The 20,143-nt window shown below is 68.5% G+C and carries 16 protein-coding genes and 1 pseudogene; 8 read left to right on the top strand and 9 right to left on the bottom strand.

The features are described from left to right. Nucleotides 1–5 precede the first annotated feature (5 nt). From purL to xerD, 3 genes are all read right to left on the bottom strand, one after another. Nucleotides 6–4,004 carry a phosphoribosylformylglycinamidine synthase gene (gene purL / locus AC23D6_RS03670; RefSeq protein WP_487751477.1) on the bottom strand — a complete coding sequence of 1,333 codons (3,999 nt, stop codon included), beginning with the start codon at nucleotides 4,002–4,004 and terminating at the stop codon, nucleotides 6–8. Nucleotides 4,005–4,083: 79 nt separating this feature from the next. Beyond that, nucleotides 4,084–4,914 carry a DsbC family protein gene (locus AC23D6_RS03665; RefSeq protein WP_487751476.1) on the bottom strand — a complete coding sequence of 277 codons (831 nt, stop codon included), beginning with the start codon at nucleotides 4,912–4,914 and terminating at the stop codon, nucleotides 4,084–4,086. 100 nt (nucleotides 4,915–5,014) lie between these two features. Beyond that, a complete protein-coding gene (gene xerD, locus AC23D6_RS03660; RefSeq protein ID WP_487751475.1) occupies nucleotides 5,015–5,968 on the bottom strand; it encodes a site-specific tyrosine recombinase XerD in 954 nt (317 codons plus the stop codon). A gap of 378 nt (nucleotides 5,969–6,346) precedes the next feature. Here xerD and AC23D6_RS03655 point away from each other — a divergent pair, with 378 nt between their 5' ends. Further along, nucleotides 6,347–6,817 carry an RDD family protein gene (locus AC23D6_RS03655; RefSeq protein WP_487751474.1) on the top strand — a complete coding sequence of 157 codons (471 nt, stop codon included), beginning with the start codon at nucleotides 6,347–6,349 and terminating at the stop codon, nucleotides 6,815–6,817. 9 nt (nucleotides 6,818–6,826) lie between these two features. Here AC23D6_RS03655 and lptG read toward each other — a convergent pair whose 3' ends face one another. Both lptG and lptF read right to left on the bottom strand, forming a co-directional pair. Then, entirely contained in the window at nucleotides 6,827–7,930 is a 1,104-nt protein-coding gene (gene lptG, locus AC23D6_RS03650; RefSeq protein WP_487751473.1) for an LPS export ABC transporter permease LptG, read from the bottom strand. Then, nucleotides 7,927–9,006 (bottom strand): LPS export ABC transporter permease LptF, encoded by a 1,080-nt coding sequence (gene lptF, locus AC23D6_RS03645; protein WP_487751472.1) that lies wholly within the window; start codon nucleotides 9,004–9,006, stop codon nucleotides 7,927–7,929. The genes lptG and lptF overlap by 4 nt, the downstream gene beginning before the upstream one ends. A gap of 130 nt (nucleotides 9,007–9,136) precedes the next feature. Here lptF and AC23D6_RS03640 point away from each other — a divergent pair, with 130 nt between their 5' ends. From AC23D6_RS03640 to AC23D6_RS03630, 3 genes are all read left to right on the top strand, one after another. Then, nucleotides 9,137–10,609 carry a leucyl aminopeptidase gene (locus AC23D6_RS03640; protein WP_487751471.1) on the top strand — a complete coding sequence of 491 codons (1,473 nt, stop codon included), beginning with the start codon at nucleotides 9,137–9,139 and terminating at the stop codon, nucleotides 10,607–10,609. Nucleotides 10,610–10,682: 73 nt separating this feature from the next. After that, entirely contained in the window at nucleotides 10,683–11,105 is a 423-nt protein-coding gene (locus AC23D6_RS03635; protein WP_487751470.1) for a DNA polymerase III subunit chi, read from the top strand. 99 nt (nucleotides 11,106–11,204) lie between these two features. After that, entirely contained in the window at nucleotides 11,205–13,973 is a 2,769-nt protein-coding gene (locus AC23D6_RS03630) for a valine--tRNA ligase (protein WP_487751469.1), read from the top strand. Between the two features lie 96 nt (nucleotides 13,974–14,069). Here AC23D6_RS03630 and rimI read toward each other — a convergent pair whose 3' ends face one another. Genes rimI through pssA form a run of 3 tightly spaced genes read right to left on the bottom strand, consistent with a single transcriptional unit; the run spans nucleotide 14,070 to nucleotide 15,789 of the window. Next, nucleotides 14,070–14,579 carry a ribosomal protein S18-alanine N-acetyltransferase gene (rimI, locus tag AC23D6_RS03625; RefSeq protein WP_487751468.1) on the bottom strand — a complete coding sequence of 170 codons (510 nt, stop codon included), beginning with the start codon at nucleotides 14,577–14,579 and terminating at the stop codon, nucleotides 14,070–14,072. Continuing rightward, the gene (locus AC23D6_RS03620) at nucleotides 14,576–15,007 is read right to left on the bottom strand and encodes an alanine acetyltransferase (RefSeq protein ID WP_487751467.1); all 432 of its coding nucleotides are present in this window, start codon (nucleotides 15,005–15,007) and stop codon (nucleotides 14,576–14,578) included. The genes rimI and AC23D6_RS03620 overlap by 4 nt, the downstream gene beginning before the upstream one ends. Then, nucleotides 15,004–15,789: a CDP-diacylglycerol--serine O-phosphatidyltransferase gene (gene pssA / locus AC23D6_RS03615; protein WP_487751466.1), complete on the bottom strand. Its 786-nt coding sequence runs from the start codon at nucleotides 15,787–15,789 to the stop codon at nucleotides 15,004–15,006. Before pssA ends, AC23D6_RS03620 begins: the two co-directional genes overlap by 4 nt. 92 nt (nucleotides 15,790–15,881) lie before the next feature. On the opposite strand from pssA, the gene AC23D6_RS03610 reads away from it, so the two are divergent. From AC23D6_RS03610 to AC23D6_RS03595, 4 genes and pseudogenes are all read left to right on the top strand, one after another. Continuing rightward, the gene (locus tag AC23D6_RS03610) at nucleotides 15,882–16,274 is read left to right on the top strand and encodes a DUF4124 domain-containing protein (RefSeq protein ID WP_487751465.1); all 393 of its coding nucleotides are present in this window, start codon (nucleotides 15,882–15,884) and stop codon (nucleotides 16,272–16,274) included. A gap of 7 nt (nucleotides 16,275–16,281) precedes the next feature. Continuing rightward, nucleotides 16,282–16,563, top strand: coding sequence for a DUF4124 domain-containing protein (locus AC23D6_RS03605; RefSeq protein ID WP_487751464.1), 282 nt, complete (start codon nucleotides 16,282–16,284; stop codon nucleotides 16,561–16,563). Between the two features lie 61 nt (nucleotides 16,564–16,624). Next, nucleotides 16,625–18,319, top strand: a complete 1,695-nt coding sequence (locus AC23D6_RS03600; RefSeq protein ID WP_487752560.1) for a proline--tRNA ligase — start codon at nucleotides 16,625–16,627, stop codon at nucleotides 18,317–18,319. Nucleotides 18,320–18,454: 135 nt separating this feature from the next. Continuing rightward, a pseudogene (locus tag AC23D6_RS03595) lies at nucleotides 18,455–18,817 on the top strand (H-NS histone family protein); the annotation flags it as partial. Between the two features lie 70 nt (nucleotides 18,818–18,887). Here the strand turns inward: AC23D6_RS03595 and AC23D6_RS03590 are convergent. Next, nucleotides 18,888–20,135, bottom strand: coding sequence for a threonine/serine exporter family protein (locus AC23D6_RS03590; protein ID WP_487752559.1), 1,248 nt, complete (start codon nucleotides 20,133–20,135; stop codon nucleotides 18,888–18,890). Between the last annotated feature and the right edge of the window lie 8 nt (nucleotides 20,136–20,143).

The raw sequence follows: 20,143 nt of genomic DNA, 5'->3' as shown, positions 1-20,143 counted from the left end.
CCGGTTCATCCGACCCACACCCGCGCGTTGCGGAACATGCGCAGCCACGGCGAATCGTCCGGCCAGCCGGCCGGATGCCAGCTGTGGTTGGCGCTGCGCGGCGTGCGTTCCGGGTGCGGCATCAGGATGGTCGCGCGGCCGTCGTCGCTGGTCAGGCCGGTGATGCCATCAGGCGAGCCGTTGGGGTTTTGCGGATACCGCGTGGCCACCTGGCCGTCGCCGTCCACATAACGCAAGGCCACGCGCGCGGCCGCCTGGTCGACGGCGCCGTCGAATGCCGCGCGACCTTCGCCATGCGCCACCGCGACCGGGATGCGCGAACCGGCCATGCCGCGGAAGAACACCGACGGCGACTCCTGCACCTCCAGCAACGCCACGCGTGCTTCGAACTGCTCGCTCTGGTTGCGCAGGAACGTGGGCCAGTGCTGCGCGCCGGGAATGATGTCCTTCAACTGGCTCATCATCTGGCAGCCGTTGCAGACACCCAGCGCGAACGTGGTGTCGCGGGCGAAGAAGGCCGCGAAGGCATCGCGCAGGGCGGGACGCTCAAGGATCGAGGTTGCCCAGCCGCGGCCCGCACCCAGCACGTCGCCGTAGCTGAAGCCGCCGCAGGCCGCGATGCCGCTGAAGTCGTCCAAGGCGATGCGGCCGCTGATCAGGTCGCTCATGTGCACGTCGAACGTATCGAAGCCGGCGCGGGAGAACGCGGACGCCATCTCGATCTGACCGTTGACGCCCTGCTCGCGCAGGATCGCGACCTTCGGGCGCTTGCCCGTGGCGATGAACGGCGCGGCCACGTCCTCGGCGGCATCGAAGGACAGCTTCGGCTTCAGGCCGGTGCGACCGAACTGGCGCGCGACCTCGCGCTCCTGGTCCGCGGCCTCCGGGTTGTCGCGCAGCTTCTGCATGGCATGGGTGACCGACCACCAGGCGTCGAACAGATCTTCCCAGCGCCAGTCGGCCAGCACCTCGCCGTCCTGCTGCACGCGAATCGCCGCCGCCGTGGTCGGGCGCGCGATGCGCTGTGCGCATTCGGTCAACGCATGGCGCTCGACCAGATCGGCGAACGCAGCGCGGTCTTCCGCGGCCACCTGCACGACAGCGCCGAGTTCTTCGGCGAACAACGTACGGAAGGGATCGTCGCCCCAACCATCGAGATTGATGTCCAAACCGACATGCGAGGCGAACGCCATTTCGCACAGCGCGGCGAACGCACCACCGTCGCTGCGGTCGTGATAGGCGAGCACCACGCCGGCCTCGCGCGCATCGGCGATCAGGTGGAAGAAATCACGCAGGCGCTGCGGATCGTCGAGGTCGGGCACGCCCTCACCGGCGAATGCCGGCCACGCGCCCTCGCCGCCCGACTGCGGATAGACCTGCGCCAGCACCGAACCGCCGAGGCGCTTCTTGCCCGCGCCCAGGCCGATCAGCCACAGGTCGCTGTCCTCCTCGCGGGCCAGCAACGGCGTCAGCTGTTGGCGCACATCGGTGACCGGCGCGAACGCGCTGATGATCAGCGAGACCGGCGATACGGACTTGTGCGCCTGGCCCTCGCTGTGCCACTGCGCCTGCATCGACAGCGAGTCCTTGCCCACCGGGATACTGATGTCCAGCTCCGGGCACAGCTCCATGCCCACGGCCTTCACCGCGTCGAACAGCAGCGCGTCCTCGCCGGGGTGGCCGCAGGCGGCCATCCAGTTGGCCGACAGCTTCACGCGGTGCAGCGATTCCACCGGCGCGGCGCACAGGTTGGTGATCGCTTCGCCCACCGCCATGCGCGCGGCGGCGGCGGCGTCAAGCAGGGCCAGCGGCGTGCGTTCGCCGATGGCCATCGCTTCGCCAACGTAGCCTTCGTAGCCGCTCAGCGTGATCGCGCAGTCGGCCACCGGCATCTGCCACGGGCCGACCAGCTGGTCGCGCGCGGTCAGGCCGCCGACGCTGCGGTCGCCGATGGTGATCAGGAACTGCTTGGCCGCCACCGTCGGGTGCGCGAGCACGCGCAGGCCTGCTTCATGCAGGTCCAGCGCCTCGGTCTGCAACGCAGGCCACTTCGGCGGTGCGGGATGCGCAGTATCGCGGTGCATCTTCGGCGGCTTGCCGAACAGCACGTCCATCGGCAGGTCGATAGGATAGGCCCCTCTCCCTGCGGGAGAGGGGTTGGGGTGAGGGGAACCGGAGCCGGTGATGCCGGAACCACCCTGACCTTCGTCGCCCCTCATCCGGCGTTGCGCGCCACCTTCTCCCGAAGGGAGAAGGGAAGCATCGTCCAAGGCGCCGTAGCCCACTACAAGTCGCTCTTCCTTCGTCGCCACACCGACCGCGGCGAACGGGCAGCGCTCGCGTTCGCAGATCGCCGCGAACTCGGCCAGCCGCGCCTGCGGCACGCCCAGCACGTAACGCTCCTGCGATTCGTTGCACCACAGTTGCATCGGCGACAGCGAGGGATCGTCGCTGGGCACCTTGCCCAGGTCGATCACGCCGCCTACGCCCGAATCGTGCAACAGCTCGGGAATCGCGTTGGACAGGCCGCCTGCGCCGACGTCGTGGAACCACAGGATGGGATTGTTTTCGCCCATCGCCACGCAGCGGTCGATGACCTCCTGGCAGCGGCGCTCCATCTCCGGGTTGTCGCGCTGCACGCTGGCGAAATCCAGGTCTTCGGCGCTCTCGCCGGAGGCCACCGAACTGGCGGCGCCGCCGCCCAGGCCGATCAGCATCGCCGGGCCACCAAGCACGATCACGGCGTCGCCGGGCGAGAGCGTCTTCTTTTCCACCTGGATGCGGTCGATCGCGCCCAGGCCGCCGGCCAGCATGATCGGCTTGTCGTAGGCGCGGGTCAGCGTCTCGCCTTCCGGCAGTTCGAAACTACGGAAGTAGCCCAACAGGTTCGGCCGGCCGAACTCGTTGTTGAACGCGGCGCCGCCCAGCGGGCCGTCGAGCATGATGTCCAGCGCCGGTGCCATGCGCGGGTTCAGCGCGCGCTGCGCCTCCCACGGCTGCGGCAGCGTGGGGATGCGCAGGTGCGAGACCGAGAAGCCAGTCAGGCCGGCCTTGGGCTTGCCGCCGCGACCGGTGGCGCCCTCGTCGCGGATCTCGCCGCCGGCGCCAGTGCTGGCACCCGGGAACGGCGCGATCGCGGTGGGATGGTTGTGGGTTTCGACCTTGATGCAGAACGCCGAATCGACGGTGGCCTCAAGGCGGTACTGACCGCTTCCGTCCGGACGGAAGCGCGCGGCCGGATAGCCTTCCAGCACCGCCGCGTTGTCGCTGTAGGCGCTCAGCGTGTGCTCGGGCGTCTGCGCGTGGGTGTGCTTGATCATCCGGAACAGGGAACGGTCCTGCTCCTTGCCGTCGATGGTCCAGCTGGCGTTGAAGATCTTGTGGCGGCAGTGCTCGGAATTGGCCTGCGCGAACATCATCAGCTCGACGTCGGACGGATCGCGGCCCAGCTCGGTGTAACGCGTGCGCAGGTAGTCGATCTCGTCCTCGGCCAGCGCCAGACCGAGGCGCGCATTGGCGGCTTCCAGCTGCGCCAGCGGGATGCGTTCCAGGTCGCCGCGTGCCGGCGCGGTGAACAGCGCCTGCGCCTGATCGCGGGTCGCGAGCAGCGATTGGGTCATCGGGTCATGCAACGCCTTGGCAAGCGCCGGCGAGGTGTCGTCCCAACCTTCCAGGTCGATGCGCAGGCCGCGCTCGACGCGCTTGACCGGCTGGCCGGCGCCGCGCAGCAACTCGGTGGCCTTGCTGGCCCACGGCGACAAGGTGCCCAGGCGCGGCGTGACGAAGCGGGAGATGGTACCGGCCGCCTGCGGAACATCGCCTTCGTTGGCCTGCAGCACGCGGCGCAGGGTGGCCACGTCCGGGGTCGCGCCCGGCTCGGCTTCGACGAAATAGACGTGCCAGGCGCCGCGGATGCGAACTTCGGGAACGAGGGACTGGAGCTTGGATTCGAGCCGCGCGCGGCGGAAATGCGACAAGGCCGATTGGCCTTCGAGGACGATCATGTCCGGGAACCGTGGGGGCGTGCCGTCAGGACGGGGCCGGCTATTGTAGCGAAGCCGGCGCGAGGCCGGCTTCCGGGGTTCACGGGGCGGCGCCGCCGGCGGCCGCCGGGGTCTTCTTGGCCGCCAGCTCGTCGAGCTTGGCCCGCAGGGCGGCCGGGGGCAGGTAGCCGCCCAGCTGGACGCCTTCGGCCGAGTAGATCGCCGGGGTGCCGCTGACGCCGATGCGCTGGCCCACGTCGAATTCCATCGTCACCGGGTTCTTGCAGTCGCGCGGGGTGACCGGTTTGCCGGCCTTGGCGTCGGTCAGCGCGCGCTTGCGGTCGGACGAGCACCACACCGAGATCATGTCCTTGTGGTCCTGGCTGCCCAGGCCCATGCGCGGGAAGGCCAGGTACTCCACGGCGATGCCCTGGCGGTTGAGTTCGCCGATTTCGCCATGCAGCTTGCGGCAGTAGCCGCACTCGATGTCGGTGAAGACGGTGACCGTGTACTTAGCGTTCGGCGGCGCGAACACGATGCGCTCGGACTTCGGGATGGTGGCGATCAGCTTGCTGCGGTAGTCGGCCAGCGCGGCGCTGTTCTGCATCAGGTCTTCTTGCTGCTCCAGGTCCAGCACGGCACCCTGCATCAGGTAGCGGCCGTCGTCGCTGACGTACAGCAGCTGCCCGCCCGCGATGACCTCGCGGAAGCCCGGCAGCGGCGCGGCGCCGACGTACTCCACCTTCGCGCGCGGATTGAGCTTGGCGATCGCGGCACGGGCGCGATCCTCCGCCGAGCCGCTGGCGGCCGTCGCGGCGGGCGCGGGCTTGGCGGCGGCCGGCTTCGCGGCGGCGGCGCCCGGCTGCGGCGCCTGCGCGCAGGCGGTCAGGCTGAGGGCACCCAGCAGGGCGGCGGTGATCAGGCGGGTCATCATGGGCATCCGGACAGCGGGCCACGTCATGCGGCGAGGACCGGGATTCTGGCACAGCGGGCGACGTGGGCGGCTTAACCGTCCGCAAGTGTGATCCGCTTCAAGCGCGCGGATGGTGCCGCCCGTGCAACTGCTTCAGGTGTTCGCGGGCGACCAGCGTGTAGATCTGCGTGGTCGACAGCGAGCTGTGGCCCAGCAGCAACTGCAGCGCACGCAGGTCGGCGCCATGGTTCAACAGATGCGTCGCGAAACTGTGCCGCAGGCCGTGCGGGCTTATCCGCACCGGATCGATGCCGGCCGTGGCGGCATGCCGCTTCACCAGCGACCAGAAGCGCTGGCGGGTGGGCGCCTCACCATCGGGTCCCAAGAACAGCGCCGGCACGCTGCGCTTGCCAGCCAGGACCGGTCGCGACCGAGCCAGGTAGGTCTCCAGCCAGTGCTGGGACTCCTCGCCGAGCGGTACCAGCCGTTCCTTGCTGCCCTTGCCGGTCACCCGCAACACGCCCTGGCGCAGGTTCACCGCGTTCGCCGGCAGGTTCACCAGCTCGCTGACGCGCAGGCCCGCGGCGTACATCAGCTCCAGCATCGCGCGGTCGCGCAGGCCCAGTGGCGAGTCCGTGTCCGCCGCGGCCAGCAGGGCGTCGATCTCGGTTTCCGACAGCGCCTTCGGTAGCGATCGCGGCAGGCGGGGTGGGTCGAGCAGCGCGGTGGGGTCGTCGCGGCGCTGGCCCAGGCGCAGCCGATGGGCGAAGAACGCGCGCAACGCCGACAGCAGGCGCGCATTGCTGCGCGGCGAGTAGCCCTCGCGCGTGCGCCAGGCCAGATAGTCGAACAGGCCTGCGCGATCGGCGGCAGACAGACCGCCCTCGCGGCCGTTGCGCCAGCGCGCGAACCCTTCCAGGTCGCGCCGGTAACTGTCCAGCGTGGGCCGCGCCAGTCCGCTTTCGGCCCAGATGGCATCGAGGAAGGCGGCGATCGCGGCAGCATCATCCGCCGGAACGGGCGGCAGCGCATGGGCCTGCTGGCGGCGCTCGGCGGGGGTGCGTGCACTCATGCCGCAAGCTTAGGCGATGCGCCCGCTGCATGGATGCACCGCTTGTTGTGGGAGCTACCTCAGTCGCGAAGCGGTATACGGGCGACCACACGATCTCGGAAGGGAAAGCAGACAGTGTTTCCCGGCGTAGGCCGCGAGGGACTGCATCACTGCCTCATGCAGCCGTCCCCGCGATCCCGTTCGTGGTGAGCCTGTCGAACCACGCCGTTCGAGCTGCGCCGTCAGGTCGCCACCGTCCTGCTGGGCCCTAACAAGTGGGGTTCGACAGGCTCACCACGAACGGAATCCTTGGTCTTCGGTCGGCCCAGGGACCTCGATCTTCGCGACTGACGTCGCTCCCACGGCAGGCTGCGCGGGGTTAGCCGGTATCCTGTCGCGATGACGGACCCCGCCTCCACGCCCGAAAAATCTCGCGCCCTGATCGGCTGGCGCCTGCTCGCCCTGCTCTACGATGTCTGGCCAGTACTGGCCATGTGGCTCGCCGTGGCGATTCCTTTCGTGCTCATCGACGTCGTGATCAGCGACAACGTCCGCCACAATATCGAGCCGTTCAGCGCGATGTGGTGGCTGCTGTGGACCTGCTGCTGGGCTGTCGCGGGGCTGTACGCCACTTTCAGCTGGCAACGTGGCGGCCAGACCCTCGGCATGCGTCCGTGGCGGATCAAAGTGGTCGCCGCCGATGGTGCACCGCCTTCGGTCGGCGCCCTGTGGCGCCGGTACGCGCTGGCGACCCTGTCCACGCTCGCCGGTGGGCTGGGCTTCTGGTGGGGCTGGGTCGACCGCGAGCGCCTGACCTTCCACGACCGCTTCAGCGGCACCCGGATGATCCGGCTGCCGAAGCGTCGCTGAGTCCATCGGCTACCGGCTTCGACGGCCGAACATCACCCACGAGATCGCCAGCAGCGCGAGCGGCGGGACCGCGTAGGCGATGCGGTAATCCAGGCGGAAGGCGCCGGCCAGGCGCACGAACATCGTCTGCAGCGCCCAGAAGCCGACCGCGAACACGATGCCGAGGAACAGCCGCTTGCCCATGCCGCCGCTGCGCAGGCTGCCGAAGGCGAACGGGATCGCGGCCAGGCACAACGCCAGCACGTTGAGCGGGTAGAACCACCGGCCCCAGTACTGGTCTTCGTAATCGCGCGCATCCAGGCCGTTGCGCTTGCGGTACTCGATGTTTTGGCTCAGTTCGCTGCTGGGCATGTTGCGCGCACGCACCAGACTGGAGGACAGCACGGACGCGTCCAGCTCCGATTCCCAGCGTTCGCCCAGCACCGTGGTCTGGGTAGCAGAGCGTTCGTTGAAGGTGGTGCGGCGCACGTTCTTCAACAGCCAGTAACCGTCCAGGTGTTCGGCGGTGGCGGCATGCGCGATCGACGCCAGCCTGCCGTCGTCGGCGAGTTCGTACATGCGCACGTCGCGCAGCTGCAGGGACACCTTGCCGCCGCCCTGGTCCTTCTCTTCGCCGCTCTGCGCGTACAGGAAGGTATTACCTTCGCGCGCCCAGAGCCCCGAATAGCGGTCCATCGCCACGTTGCCGGTGCGCGCCGCCATCTTCAGCACGTCAGCCTGGCGCTGGCCCCAAGGACCCAGGGTTTCACCGCTGAACACCATCAGCGCGGTCAGGATGGCCAGGGCCGCGGCCACGGAAATGCTCAGGCGCCGGCGCGACAGGCCCAGCGCGCGCAGCGCGGTCAATTCGGAGCTGGCAGCCAACTGGCCCAGGCCCATCAATGAGCCGATCACCGCCGCGGTGGGGAACATCGTGTAGGCACGGCGTGGCACCGTGTACAGCACCCAGGCCACGGCATGGCCAAAGGTGTAGTTGCCCTGCCCCAGGTCGCTGATCTCGCCGGACAGCGCCATCACGACATCCAGGCCTACCAGCACGGCCCAGGTCAGCAGCACGGTGACCAGGACGACCTGGCCGACGTAGGTGTCGTGGAGGCGCGGCGTGAACCTCATGCGCGCCTCCGTGGGCGGGACAGCTGGCCATCACGCAGGTAGAACCAGACCGCCAGCGCCAGCAGCGGCAACGTCAGCCACCACAAACCGACCAGGCCCGGCAGCTTGCCGTCGGCCAGCAGTTGGGTGCCGTTGAACATCAGGCTGACACCGACCAGATAAGCCAGGAAGCCCAGCATCACCCGCCCGTAGCGGGCCTGGCGCGGCGAGCTGCGCGACAGCGGCAGGGTCAGCAGGGCGAAGGCCAGCGCCAGCAACGGCGGAGTCAGGCGGGCATGGATCTGGGCGTTGGCCTCGGGCCGCGCGTCCGCCAGCAGCTGCGGGGTGGGGAGCAGTTCCGGGTCGTCCTTGTCGAGGGTGTCGGCGCGGTCCGGCAGGGCGACTTCGTTGGATTTGTAGCGGATCAGCCGGTAATCGAGACCGGCGCCGTCCGGCCCCTCGACCCGGAAGCCGTCGTCCAGGCGCAGGTAGCGGTTGCGCTCGCCCTCGAAGAACATCTGGCCGGCTTTGGCCGTCACCACGTCGATACGGCCGTCCTTCGACCGGTGCATGAAGACCTTGCTCAGCCCCGTGCCATCCGCCGACAGCGCGCTCACATAGACCACGGCGCCACTCGAAAGCACGGTGAACTTGCCGGCATCCAGCCCGGACACCACAAGACTGCGGTTGGCGTGGTCAAGCATCTCGTGAGCCGTGCGCAGCGCCCACGGACCCAGCCACAGCGAGCAGGCGCCCACCAGGGCCACGACGGGCACCACCAGCATCAGCAGCGGGCGCAGCAGCCGGCGCGGGCCGATCCCGGCCGCGGTCAGCACCGCCATCTCCGAATCCCGGTACAGGCGCGAGAACGCCAGCAGCAGGCCCAGCATCAGCGCCAGGGGGATGATGTAGGGCATGTAGTTCAGGAACTGCAGGCCCAGCTGCGACAGCAGCAGGCGCGCCGGCACCTTGCCGTCGGCCACGTCGCCCAGCAGGTCCGCCATCACGCCGCCCACGCTGACCATCAGCAGGATGATCAAGGTGGCCAGGAAGCTCTGGGTGAATTCCCGGAAGAGGTAGCGGTCCAGCTTCGGCATCAGGAGGGCTTGATTTACAATCTCGGGCTTGTGCGCCGCGCCTGCGGCGGCGGTCTCTGCGGTCCGGGATGGCGTCAGCCACCTTTCATCCGGCCCGCGATTGTACGTAACTGAACCGGGAATCTGATCAATGACGCTGGAATTCACCCTGAACCACGAAGCCCCCGCCCAGGCCGGCGTCGACTGCGTCGTGGTCGGCGCCTATGCCGACAAGAGCCTGACCCCGGCGGCGCAGGCCGTGGATGCGGCCAGCGGCGGCAAGCTGTCTGCACTCGTTCAGCGTGGCGATGTGGGCGGCAAGACCGGCAAGACCACTCTGCTGCACGACCTGCCCGGCGTCACCGCGCCGCGGGTGCTGGTGGTGGGCCTGGGCGAAACGGCCAAGTTCGGCGTGGCGCAGTACCTGAAGGCCGTGGGCGACGCCGCCCGCACGTTGAAGACCGGCCCGGCGAAGACCGCGCTGTTCACCCTGTCCGAAGTGGACGTGAAGGAGCGCGATGCCGCGTGGAAGATCCGCCAGGCCGTCATCGCCGCGGACCACGCCTGCTACCGCTACACCGCCACGCTGGGCAAGAAGAAGAACGACGACCCGGGCCTGACCCGGTTCGCTGTCAGCGGCGACGATGAGCAGGCCCTCGCGCAGGGCGTGGCGATCGCCGCCGGCGTGCAGACCACGCGCGAACTCGGCAACCTGCCGCCCAACATCTGCACCCCGGCCTACCTGGCCGAGCAGGCGCAGAAGTACGCCACCGAGAACGGTGCCGAAGCCGAGATCCTTGACGAGACGCAGATGGAAGCGCTCGGCATGGGCTCGCTGCTGGCGGTGGCCCGCGGCTCGGCCAACCGTCCGCGCCTGATCGTGCTGAAGTGGAACGGCGGCGGAGACGCCAAGCCCTACGTGCTGGTCGGCAAGGGCATCACCTTCGACACCGGCGGCGTCAACCTGAAGACGCAGGGCGGCATCGAGGAAATGAAGTACGACATGCTCGGCGCGGGCAGCGTCATCGGCACCTTCGTCGCCGCCGCGAAGATGAAGCTGCCGCTGAACCTGGTGGTCGTGGTGCCGGCGGTGGAGAACGCCATCGACGGCAACGCCTATCGCCCGTCCGACGTCATCACCAGCATGTCGGGCAAGACCATCGAGGTCGGCAACACCGATGCCGAGGGCCGCCTGATCCTGTGCGACGCGCTGACCTACGCCGAGCGCTTCAAGCCCGCCGCGCTGGTCGACGTCGCCACCCTCACCGGCGCGTGCATCGTAGCGCTGGGCCGCTACGCCAGCGGCCTGATGAGCAAGCACGACGACCTCAGCAACGAGCTGCAGGGCGCCGGTGAGACCGTGTTCGATCGCGCGTGGCGCCTGCCGCTGTGGGACGAATACCAGACCCAGCTCGAATCCAGCTTCGCCGACGTCTACAACATCGGCGGCCGCTGGGCCGGCGCGATCACCGCCGGCTGCTTCCTGGCCCGCTTCACCGAAGGCCAGCGCTGGGCGCACCTGGACATCGCCGGCGTGGCCAACGACGAAGGCAAGCGCGGCATGGCCACCGGTCGCCCGGTCGGCCTGCTGAGCCAGTGGCTGCTGGACCGCGTTGAGAAGTGAGCCCAGAGAAGTGAGGAGTGAGCAAAGCGTTGCTCCCTCACTTCTCACTCCTCCCCACTCACTCCTGCTTTCTATGTCCCGTGCCGACTTCTACCTGATCGCCAAGCCGCGTTTCCTCGAAGAACCGCTCAAGCTGGTTTGCGAGCTGGCCCGCAAGGCCTACGACAGCAACCAGTGGACGCTGGTGCTGGCTCGCGATGCCGCGCAGGCGGAGGAGCTGGACGAGTTGTTGTGGGAGTTCGATCCGGACGCCTACATCCCGCACCAGATCGCCGGTGACGAAGAGGACGAGCTGACGCCCGTGCTCATCGCCACGCCCGATGTCGACGTGCCCGCCCGCGCGCTGGTGATCAACCTGCGCGACGACGCCTTCGCCGGCGCCTGCGAGCGCGTGCTGGAAGTGGTGCCGGCCGACCCGTCCGCGCGCGAACCGCTGCGCGAGCGCTGGAAGCAGTACAAGGCGCGCGGCTTTGAAGTGAACAAGCACGATATGTAAGAGCGAGTGTGGAGCGGAGAGAAGTGAGGAGTGAGTAATACGCTTGCCCTTTCCGACACCGCCCTCACTCCTCACTCCTCAACACTCCCCACTCGCCTTATGTCTCTCGCCTCCAGCTACGACCCGAAATCCTTCGAATCCCGCCTGTACGCGCAGTGGGAAGCCGCCGGCTACTTCAAGCCCAGCGGCAAGGGCGAACCGTACACCGTGCTGTTGCCACCGCCGAACGTCACCGGCACGCTGCACATGGGCCATGCGTTCCAGCACACGCTGATGGACGCGCTGGTGCGCTACCACCGCATGCGCGGCTTCGACACGCTGTGGCAGATGGGCACGGACCATGCGGGCATCGCGACGGAAATGGTGGTCAGCCGCAACCTGGCACTGGAAGGCAAGGGCGAGACCCGTGATTCGCTGGGTCGCGACGGCTTCATCGCCAAGGTGTGGGAATGGAAGGCGCAGTCCGGCGACACCATCGAGCGGCAGATGCGCCGCATGGGCACATCGGGCGACTGGTCGCGCAGCACGTTCACGATGGACGAGCAGGCATCGACCGCCGTCATCGAAGCCTTCGTGCGCTGGCACGAGCAGGGCTTGATCTACCGTGGCCAGCGCCTGGTCAACTGGGACCCGGTGCTGAAGACCGCGATCTCCGACCTGGAAGTGGAGAACGTCGAGGAAGACGGCTTCCTGTGGTCGATCGAATATCCGCTGGCCGACGGCAGCGGCTCGCTGGTCGTGGCCACGACGCGCCCGGAAACCATGCTCGGCGACACCGCGGTGATGGTGCACCCGGAGGACGAGCGCTACGCGCACCTGATCGGCAGGACGGTGAAGCTGCCGCTGACCGACCGCGAGATCCCGGTGATCGCCGACGATTACGTCGACCGCGAGTTCGGCACCGGCGTGGTCAAGGTCACGCCTGCGCACGACTTCAACGACTACCAGGTGGGCCAGCGCCACAATCTGCCGCTGATCAACCTGCTGACGCCGACCGCGGCAATCAACGACAACGCGCCGGAAAAATATCGCGGCCTGGAACGCTATGAAGCACGCAAAGTCGTGCTCGCGGATCTCGAAGACCTCGGCCTGCTGGTCGAGACCAAGCCGCACAAGCTGCAGGTGCCGCGCGGCGACCGCACCAATCAGGTGATCGAGCCGTATCTCACTGACCAGTGGTTCGTGAAGATGGACGGGCTGGCCAAGCGCGGCCTGGAGCTGGTCGAATCCGGCGAGGTGAAGTTCGTGCCGCCGAACTGGATCAATACCTATCGCCACTGGATGGAGAACATCCAGGACTGGTGCATCAGCCGCCAGCTCTGGTGGGGACACCGCATCCCGGCGTGGTTCGACGACGCCGGCCACTGCTACGTCGGCCGCGACGAAGCCGAGGCACGCGCGAAGGCCGGCCTGTCCGCCGACGTGGCGCTGACCCAGGACAGCGACGTGCTGGAAACCTGGTTCTCCTCGCAGCTGTGGCCCTTCAGCACGATGGGCTGGCCGGACACGCAGGCGATGGCCGCGCGCGGCTTCGACCGTTACCTGCCGTCGTCGGTGCTGGTCACCGGCTTCGACATCATCTTCTTCTGGGTGGCGCGCATGGTGATGGCCACCGACAGCTTCGTCGGCCAGGTCCCGTTCCGCGACGTCTACATGACCGGTCTGATCCGCGATAAGGACGGCCAGAAGATGTCCAAGTCGAAGGGCAACGTGCTGGACCCGCTCGACATCATCGACGGCATCTCGCTCGATGATCTGGTCGCCAAGCGCACCGGCGGCCTGATGCAGCCGAAGATGGCCGAGAAGATCGAGAAGGCCACGCGCAAGGAATTCCCGGACGGCATCGTGCCGCACGGCGCCGACGCGCTGCGCTTCACCATCGCCGCGCTGGCGACGCACGGCCGCGACATCAAGTTCGACATGGGCCGCGCCGAGGGCTACAAGAACTTCTGCAACAAGCTGTGGAACGCCACCCGCTTCGTGCTGATGAACACCGACGGCTTCACCGCCATTGGCGCGCCCCAGCCCAAGACCGACGCCGAGAAATGGATCCTGTCGCGCCTGGCCAGGGTCGCCGCAGAGGCCGAAACGCAGTTCGCCGCCTACCGCTTCGACCTGCTGGCGCAGGCCCTGTACGAGTTCGCCTGGAACGAGTTCTGCGACTGGTTCGTCGAACTGGCCAAGCCCGCGCTCAACGGCGACGACAAGGAGGCGGCCGACAGCACCCGCCACACGCTGCTGCACGTGCTGGAGACGCTGTTGCGCCTGCTGCATCCGCTGACTCCGTTCGTCACCGAGGAGCTGTGGCAGCAGGTCGCGCCGAAGCTCGGCATCGACAGCGGCACCATTTCGCTGCGCCCCTACCCGGCCGCTGGCGATGTCGTCGGCCAGGACTATGCACAGGCCGAGGCCGACGTGGAGTGGCTGAAGACCATGGTCTCGGCGCTGCGCCGCGTGCGCAGCGAACTCAACGTGTCGCCGGGCAAAACCGTCCGCCTGCTGTTGCAGGGCGGCCACGACAAGGACCGCGCCCGCATCGCACGCTTCGCGCCGTCGCTGTCTTTCCTGCTGAAGCTGGAAGAGATCGCATGGCTCGATGGCAGTGCCGAAGCACCTGCCTCCGCCGCCGCCGTGGTTGGCGAAATGAAGCTGTTGGTCCCGCTGGAAGGCCTGGTCGACCTGGACGCCGAGCGCGCGCGCCTGGACAAGGAGATCGCGCGCGTGGCTGGCGAGAAGGACAAGAGCGAAGCCAAGCTCGCCAAGTTCACCGACAAGGTGCCGCCGGCGGTGGTCGAGCAGGAGCGCCAGCGCCTCGTGGACTGGAGCAACCAGCTCGCCGCGCTGCACGCACAACGCGCGAAGCTCTGACGCTCACATCATCCCGACCCCGTAGAGTCGAGCTTGCTCGACTCCACATGCGGCACCGTTGATCAACGATCAGAAAGCAGCGGAGCAAGCTCCGCTCTACAACGGCGGCATCGTGGCGATGTCGTCGGCGATGAGCTCGATCGCCATCACCAGGGCGTCCTCGCGACCGTCGCGCGCCGGGTAGTAGCGCGGGCGGCGGCCGATCTCGTTGAAGCCTTCGCTGTGGTACAGCGCGATCGCGCCCGGGTTGGAGGGGCGCACTTCCAGGAACACGCGCTGTGCCCGATGGTCGCGGGCAATCTTCACCAGCGCCCGCAGCAGGTAGCGCCCGAGTCCACGCCCCTGCCGCTCCGGCGCGATGCAGATGTTCAACACATGCGCCTCGTCGGCGGCGATGCTCAGCAGGCCGTAGCCGATCACCAGGCCATGTTCGGTCAGCACCCATGACGGGTAACCGGCCTTCAGGCAGTCGCGGAAGATGCCCCGCGTCCACGGAAACGGATAACCCCGCTGCTCGATCGCCAGCACGGCATCCAGGTCGGCCTCGCGCATCGGCCGCAGGCTGGGGGCGGACGCCGGTGAAGGCTCGACGCCCAGCGCACTCACGTTGGCGTACCCCGCCGCAGTCGGCGCAAGGTGGGCCACAGCGCGCGCTTGGCCTCGGGATTGCCGCGCAATTCCGCCGAACTGGGCCATTGGGCGAACAGGTCCGCCGCGCCGGGCGCATTCGGGTTGCAGCCCGAGGCGCGGATCAGCGCGAAATGCAGGCGGTCCGGCATGCGCGAGCCTGCGGCGCGCGGCACCGGAGCAGCGCGCGCGGGTGCCGGGCGCTCGATCGCCTCGCGCGCCGGCGGACGCGCGCGCGGCGGCGCAACGGAAGGTTCGCGTTCGACGCTCGCCGCGAGCGCTTCGACCGCCTGCGCGGGCGCACCGGCCTCGGTCGGCCAGTCCGCGGGCAGGTACACCGTATGGCCGAGCGCGCCGAGCCAGCCCTGCTGCTCAGCCGACCACAGCCGGTCCGCCGCCAGCGTCATGCGGCGCCTTCCCGTTCCCGGGTGCGGCGCGTCCGCTGCCACACCCAGTAGCCCGGCCCCGACAGCGCGTAGACCACGCCTACCGCGAAAAGCGTGCGCGGCAGGTCGATGAAGAGGATCGCCAGCACCAGCGGCACCAGCGCGAGCACCACGAACGGAATGCGGTCGGCCTTCGCCCCGCCCTCGCCCGTGCCCTTGAAGCTCCAGAAGCGGATCCGGCTGACCATCAGCAGCGCCGCGACCAGCGTGACCGCCAGCGCCACGTAGCGCAGTTCCTCGCCGGTCCAGCCCAGCTCGCCGTCGGCGAACGCCCAGACGAACGACATCATCAAGCCCGCCGCCGCCGGGCTGGCCAGGCCGATGAACCAGCGCTTGTCCACCGTGCCGACCTGCGTGTTGAACCGGGCCAGTCGCAGCGCCGCGCAGGCCGCGTACAGGAACGCCACCACCCAGCCGACCCTTCCCATCACGCCGCCGTCGAACTTCAGCGCGGACAGCGACCAGTGGTACATCACCAGCGCCGGGGCCAGACCGAAGCTGACCAGGTCGGCCAGCGAGTCGTACTGCACGCCGAAGTCGCTGCTGGTGCCGGTCAGGCGCGCCACCCGCCCGTCGATGCCATCCATCAGGCCCGCCACGAAGACGGCGATGGCCGCATTGACGAACTGGCCGTTGGCCGCGGCGATGATCGCGAAGAAGCCCGCGAACAGGCCCGCGGTGGTGAACAGGTTGGGCAACAGGTAGATCCCGCGGGAGCGCGGGGGCGGCTTGATTTCGTTCATGGGTCGCAGTTTAGCCCAACGATTCAGGCTGCCGGCTTGCCTGCGCGCGCCCGGGGTGCTGCAATCGCGGTTCCCCGGTCCCGGAGCCTGCCATGCGCCTCGCCCCCTGCCTCGCCGCGCTGGCGCTGTGCCTCACCGTCGCTGTCACCGCACAGGCCCAGCAGGTCTACCAGTGGAAGGACAAGAACGGCGTCACCCACTACTCGGACACCCCGCCCCCCAGCCAGACCGTCCAGAACCGCCGCATCAACCAGTACGGCGCGCCGGCCAACGAAACGCAGCCCGCGGGCAAGCCGGTGGAGAACCCGCAGTGCACCACGGCGCGGTCCAATCTTCAGATCCTGGCGACCAACACCGGGGTGATCCAGCAGGACACGGACGGCGACGGCAAGCCCGATGCGACGCTGGACGACACCTCGAAGGCCAACCAGCGCGCGCTGGCCGAAGCCGCAGTGAAGGCCTACTGCAAGCCTGCAGGCGCCTGAGCCCCGCATGCGCGCCTGGCTGGCCATCGTGGCGGGCCTGGCGGCGGGCGGTGGCGTGGCCTGGTGGCTCTCGCACGAGGATGCTGACCGCCCGGCAACCCGGCGCGAAGCAGCACGCCAGGGTGCCGCGCCCGTCGACACCCGGCCTTCGCTGTACCGCTGGCGCGATGAGGCCGGCGTCCTCCAGATCACCGACACGCCGCCCAAGCACCGGCCTTTCGAACGCATCGACCGCGACACGCCGTCCGCCATCCGCGTGAGCGGCGACCGCGCCGATACGCCACCCTAGCGCCCCTCGCGCGGCCAAGGCTGGCAAAATAGGCGATTCGTCCCCCTGAACGCCGATGCCGATGCGCCTGTCGCAGTTCCACCTCCGCACCACCAAGGAAACCCCGGCCGACGCCGAACTGGTCAGCCACCAGCTGATGCTGCGTGCCGGCATGATCCGCAAGCTGGCCGCCGGCCTGTATACCTGGTCGCCGCTGGGCCTGCGCGTGCTGCGCAAGGTGGAGACCATCGTGCGCGAAGAGATGGATCGCGCCGGCGCGATCGAAATGATCATGCCGACCATCCAGCCGCGCGAGTTGTGGGAGGAGACCGGGCGCTGGGAGAAATTCGGCGGCCAGTTGCTGAAGATCACCGACCGGAAGGAGCAGCACTTCTGCTACAGCCCGACGGCCGAAGAGGCGGTGACCGACTTCGCACGCCAGGAGCTGTCCAGCTACAAGCAGCTGCCGGTGAACTTCTATCAGATCCAGACCAAGTTCCGCGACGAGATCCGTCCGCGCTTCGGCGTGATGCGCGCGCGCGAGTTCGTGATGAAGGATGCCTACTCCTTCCACATCACCGACGAGGACCTGGTGCGCGAGTACCGCAACATGCATGCGGCCTACACGCGCATCTTTACTCGCCTGGGCCTCGACTTCCGCGCCGTGCAGGCGGACAGCGGCGCGATCGGCGGCGACGCCTCGCAGGAGTTCCACGTGCTGGCGGAATCGGGCGAGGATTCCATCGCCTTCTCCACCGGCTCGGACTACGCGGCCAACGTCGAGAAGGCACAGGCCGCCGCGCCGGGCCCGCGTGCCGCCGCATCGGAAACGATGAACAAGGTGGCCACGCCCACGCAGAAGACCTGCGAGGACGTCGCCGCGCTGCTGGGCATCCCGCTGCAGCGCACGGTGAAATCGATCGCGGTGATGACCGAGGGCGGCTTCGTGCTGGCGCTGGTGCGCGGCGACCACGCCGTCAACGAGATCAAGCTGGGCAAGGTGGCCGGCCTGGCCGACTACCGCATGGCCAGCGAAGCGGAGATCCTCGCCCACCTGGACAGCGAACCCGGTTTCCTCGGCCCGGTGAACCCGCGCCAGGCGATCCGCGTGGTGGCCGACCGGGACGTCGCGGCGATGGCGGACTTCGTCGTCGGCGCCAACGAGGCCGGCTTCCACCTCACCGGCGTCAACTGGGGCCGCGACCTGGCCGAGCCGGAGACCGTGGCCGACATCCGCAACGTGGTCGAAGGCGACAAGGCCGCCGATGGCGGCGAAATCCGCATCGTGCGCGGCATCGAGGTCGGCCATGTGTTCCAACTGGGCCGCAAGTACAGCGAAGCGATGAAGTTCACCGTGCTGGACGACGCCGGCAAGGCGGCCGCGCCTGCGATGGGTTGCTATGGCATAGGCGTGTCGCGCATCGTCGCTGCCGCCATCGAGCAGAACCACGATGCCAACGGCATCATCTGGCCCGTGCCGATGGCGCCGTGGGCGGTCGCGGTGTGCGTGATCAATCCGAAGAACGACGGCGCGGTGAATGCCGCGGCCGAACAGCTGCTCGCGGACCTGCAGGCGGCTGGCATCGAAGCCGTGCTCGACGACCGCGGCCTGCGTCCCGGCGCGATGTTCGCCGACATCGAACTGGTCGGCATCCCGCACCGCGTGGTGGTGTCCGAGCGTGGCCTCGCGGCCGGTACGTTCGAATACCGTGCGCGCCGTGCGACGGACGCGGAGAACCTGGACCGCGACGGCCTGTTCGCGCGCCTGACGGCCTGAGGCGGCACCCTGCGGGCGGGGGTCGCCTCACGCTCGCAGGCCGCGCCTCGCGGCGACCTGTCCCGTGATGGCGCCCTCGACTATCATCGGACCCCTGCCATGGACAGGCCTTCCCTTCCTGACTGGAGATAGTTGATGTCGATCGACCTGCGTAACCTGTCCGCCAAGGAACTTGGCGCCTTGATCGAAAAGGCCAAGCAACAACAGAGCAAGCTGGCCAAGCGCACGCCCATCGCCACGGTGCGCGGCAAGATCACCAAATTCGCCAAGGCCGAGGGCTACACGCTGGAGGAACTGTTCGGTACCGGCGGTACCCGCCCTGCCAAGGCAGCGACCAAGCCCAGCCCGCGTGCCGGCAAGAAGCTCGGCAAGGTCGCGCCGAAGTACCGCAACCCCGCCAATCCCAAGGAAACCTGGACCGGCCGCGGCAAGCATCCGCGCTGGATGGCCGCGCTGATCGCCAAGGGCAAGAAGGCCGAAGACTTCCTCATCAAGAAGAAGTAAGCCGCTTCGGAAGCGAACACGAACGGGAGGCCTGGCCTCCCGTCTTTCGTTTGCGCAGGCGGTGTCAGAGGTTCTTGCGCGAGGAGATCAGCAGGTTGCCGAACAGCAGGCCTGCGATCAGCGCCATCACCACGTTGGTGACGGCCAGCAGCGCGGATTGCCCGACGCCCACGTCCTGCTGCTGCACCAGCGTCAGCAGCCCGCGCAGGCTGGTGCTGCCCGGCACCAGCATCAGGATGCCCGGCACACGGATCAGCGCGCCCGGCCGGTTGGCCCAGCGTGCGAAGGCATTGCCGGCGGCGGTCAGCGTCAGGGCCGACAGGAAGATGCCCACCGGACTGCCCCAGGCCGCGCCCGCGTAGCGCGAGATGCTGTAACCGGCGATGGCGGCCGCCATCACCCAGAAGTAATCGCGCCGGTGCGCCTTGAACAACACCGCAAAGGCGTAGGCCGCCACCACCATCGACGCCCATTCCACCCATTCCGGCTGCGGCCGCGAGGCGCGCACCTCCGGATACATGCCCAGCAACTGGGCCAGGGTCACCGCGATCATGCTGCCGACGGTGAGCTTCAGCACCGTGGCCAATGCGCCGGCGAAACGCGCCACGCCGGACACCAGGTGCTGGCTGGTGAGTTCGTTCACCGCATTGGTCAGCGCCATGCCGGGCAACAACACGATCAGCGAGGCGATGATCACCGTGTTGAGGTTCAGCGGCGCGATGAAGTTGGCCACCAGGATCGCGACGAAACCCGCCACCAGCGCGGAGATCGCGTCGCTGGCTTCCTTCATCTGCGGCCGGCGCGCGATGATTTCGCCCAGCACGCCGATGATCACGCCGATCAGGCCCGCGGTGGCCATGTCCACCCACGGCAGACGCCACAGTCCGGCGACCGCGGCGGCGGCCAGGCCCGACGCGAAGATCTGCATCGCGCGCCAGCGCAGGCTCGGCGTGCGGTCCAGCGCACGCAGCGCGGTATGTCCCTGGGCGATGCTCATCTCGCCGGCCGATACGGCATCGGCGATCCGGTCGGCCTCGCTCAGCTTGTGCAGGTCGGTTTCGCCGGGCGCGAGCCGGATCACCCGCGTGCTGTCGCTAGCGCCGAGCGGCCGCGCGGGATCGCTGAAGCTCAGGATCAGGCCGGTGGGGTTGGACCAGGGTTCGCAATCCAGCCCCAGCCGCTGCGACAAGCCGACCACGGTGCCTTCCAGGCGCTGCGCGGTGGTGCCATAACTGTGCAGGCGGCCTGCGATCTCGCAGACGAAGGCAATGCGCTGGGCGTACGTGGCGGTGGTCAGCGTCTCGTCGGGCATCGCCACAG

The sequence above is a fragment of the Pseudoxanthomonas sp. G3 genome (genome assembly GCF_057654715.1).
The sequence above is the reverse complement of the archived record's forward strand: the minus strand, read 5'-3'. Positions and strand labels throughout refer to the sequence as shown.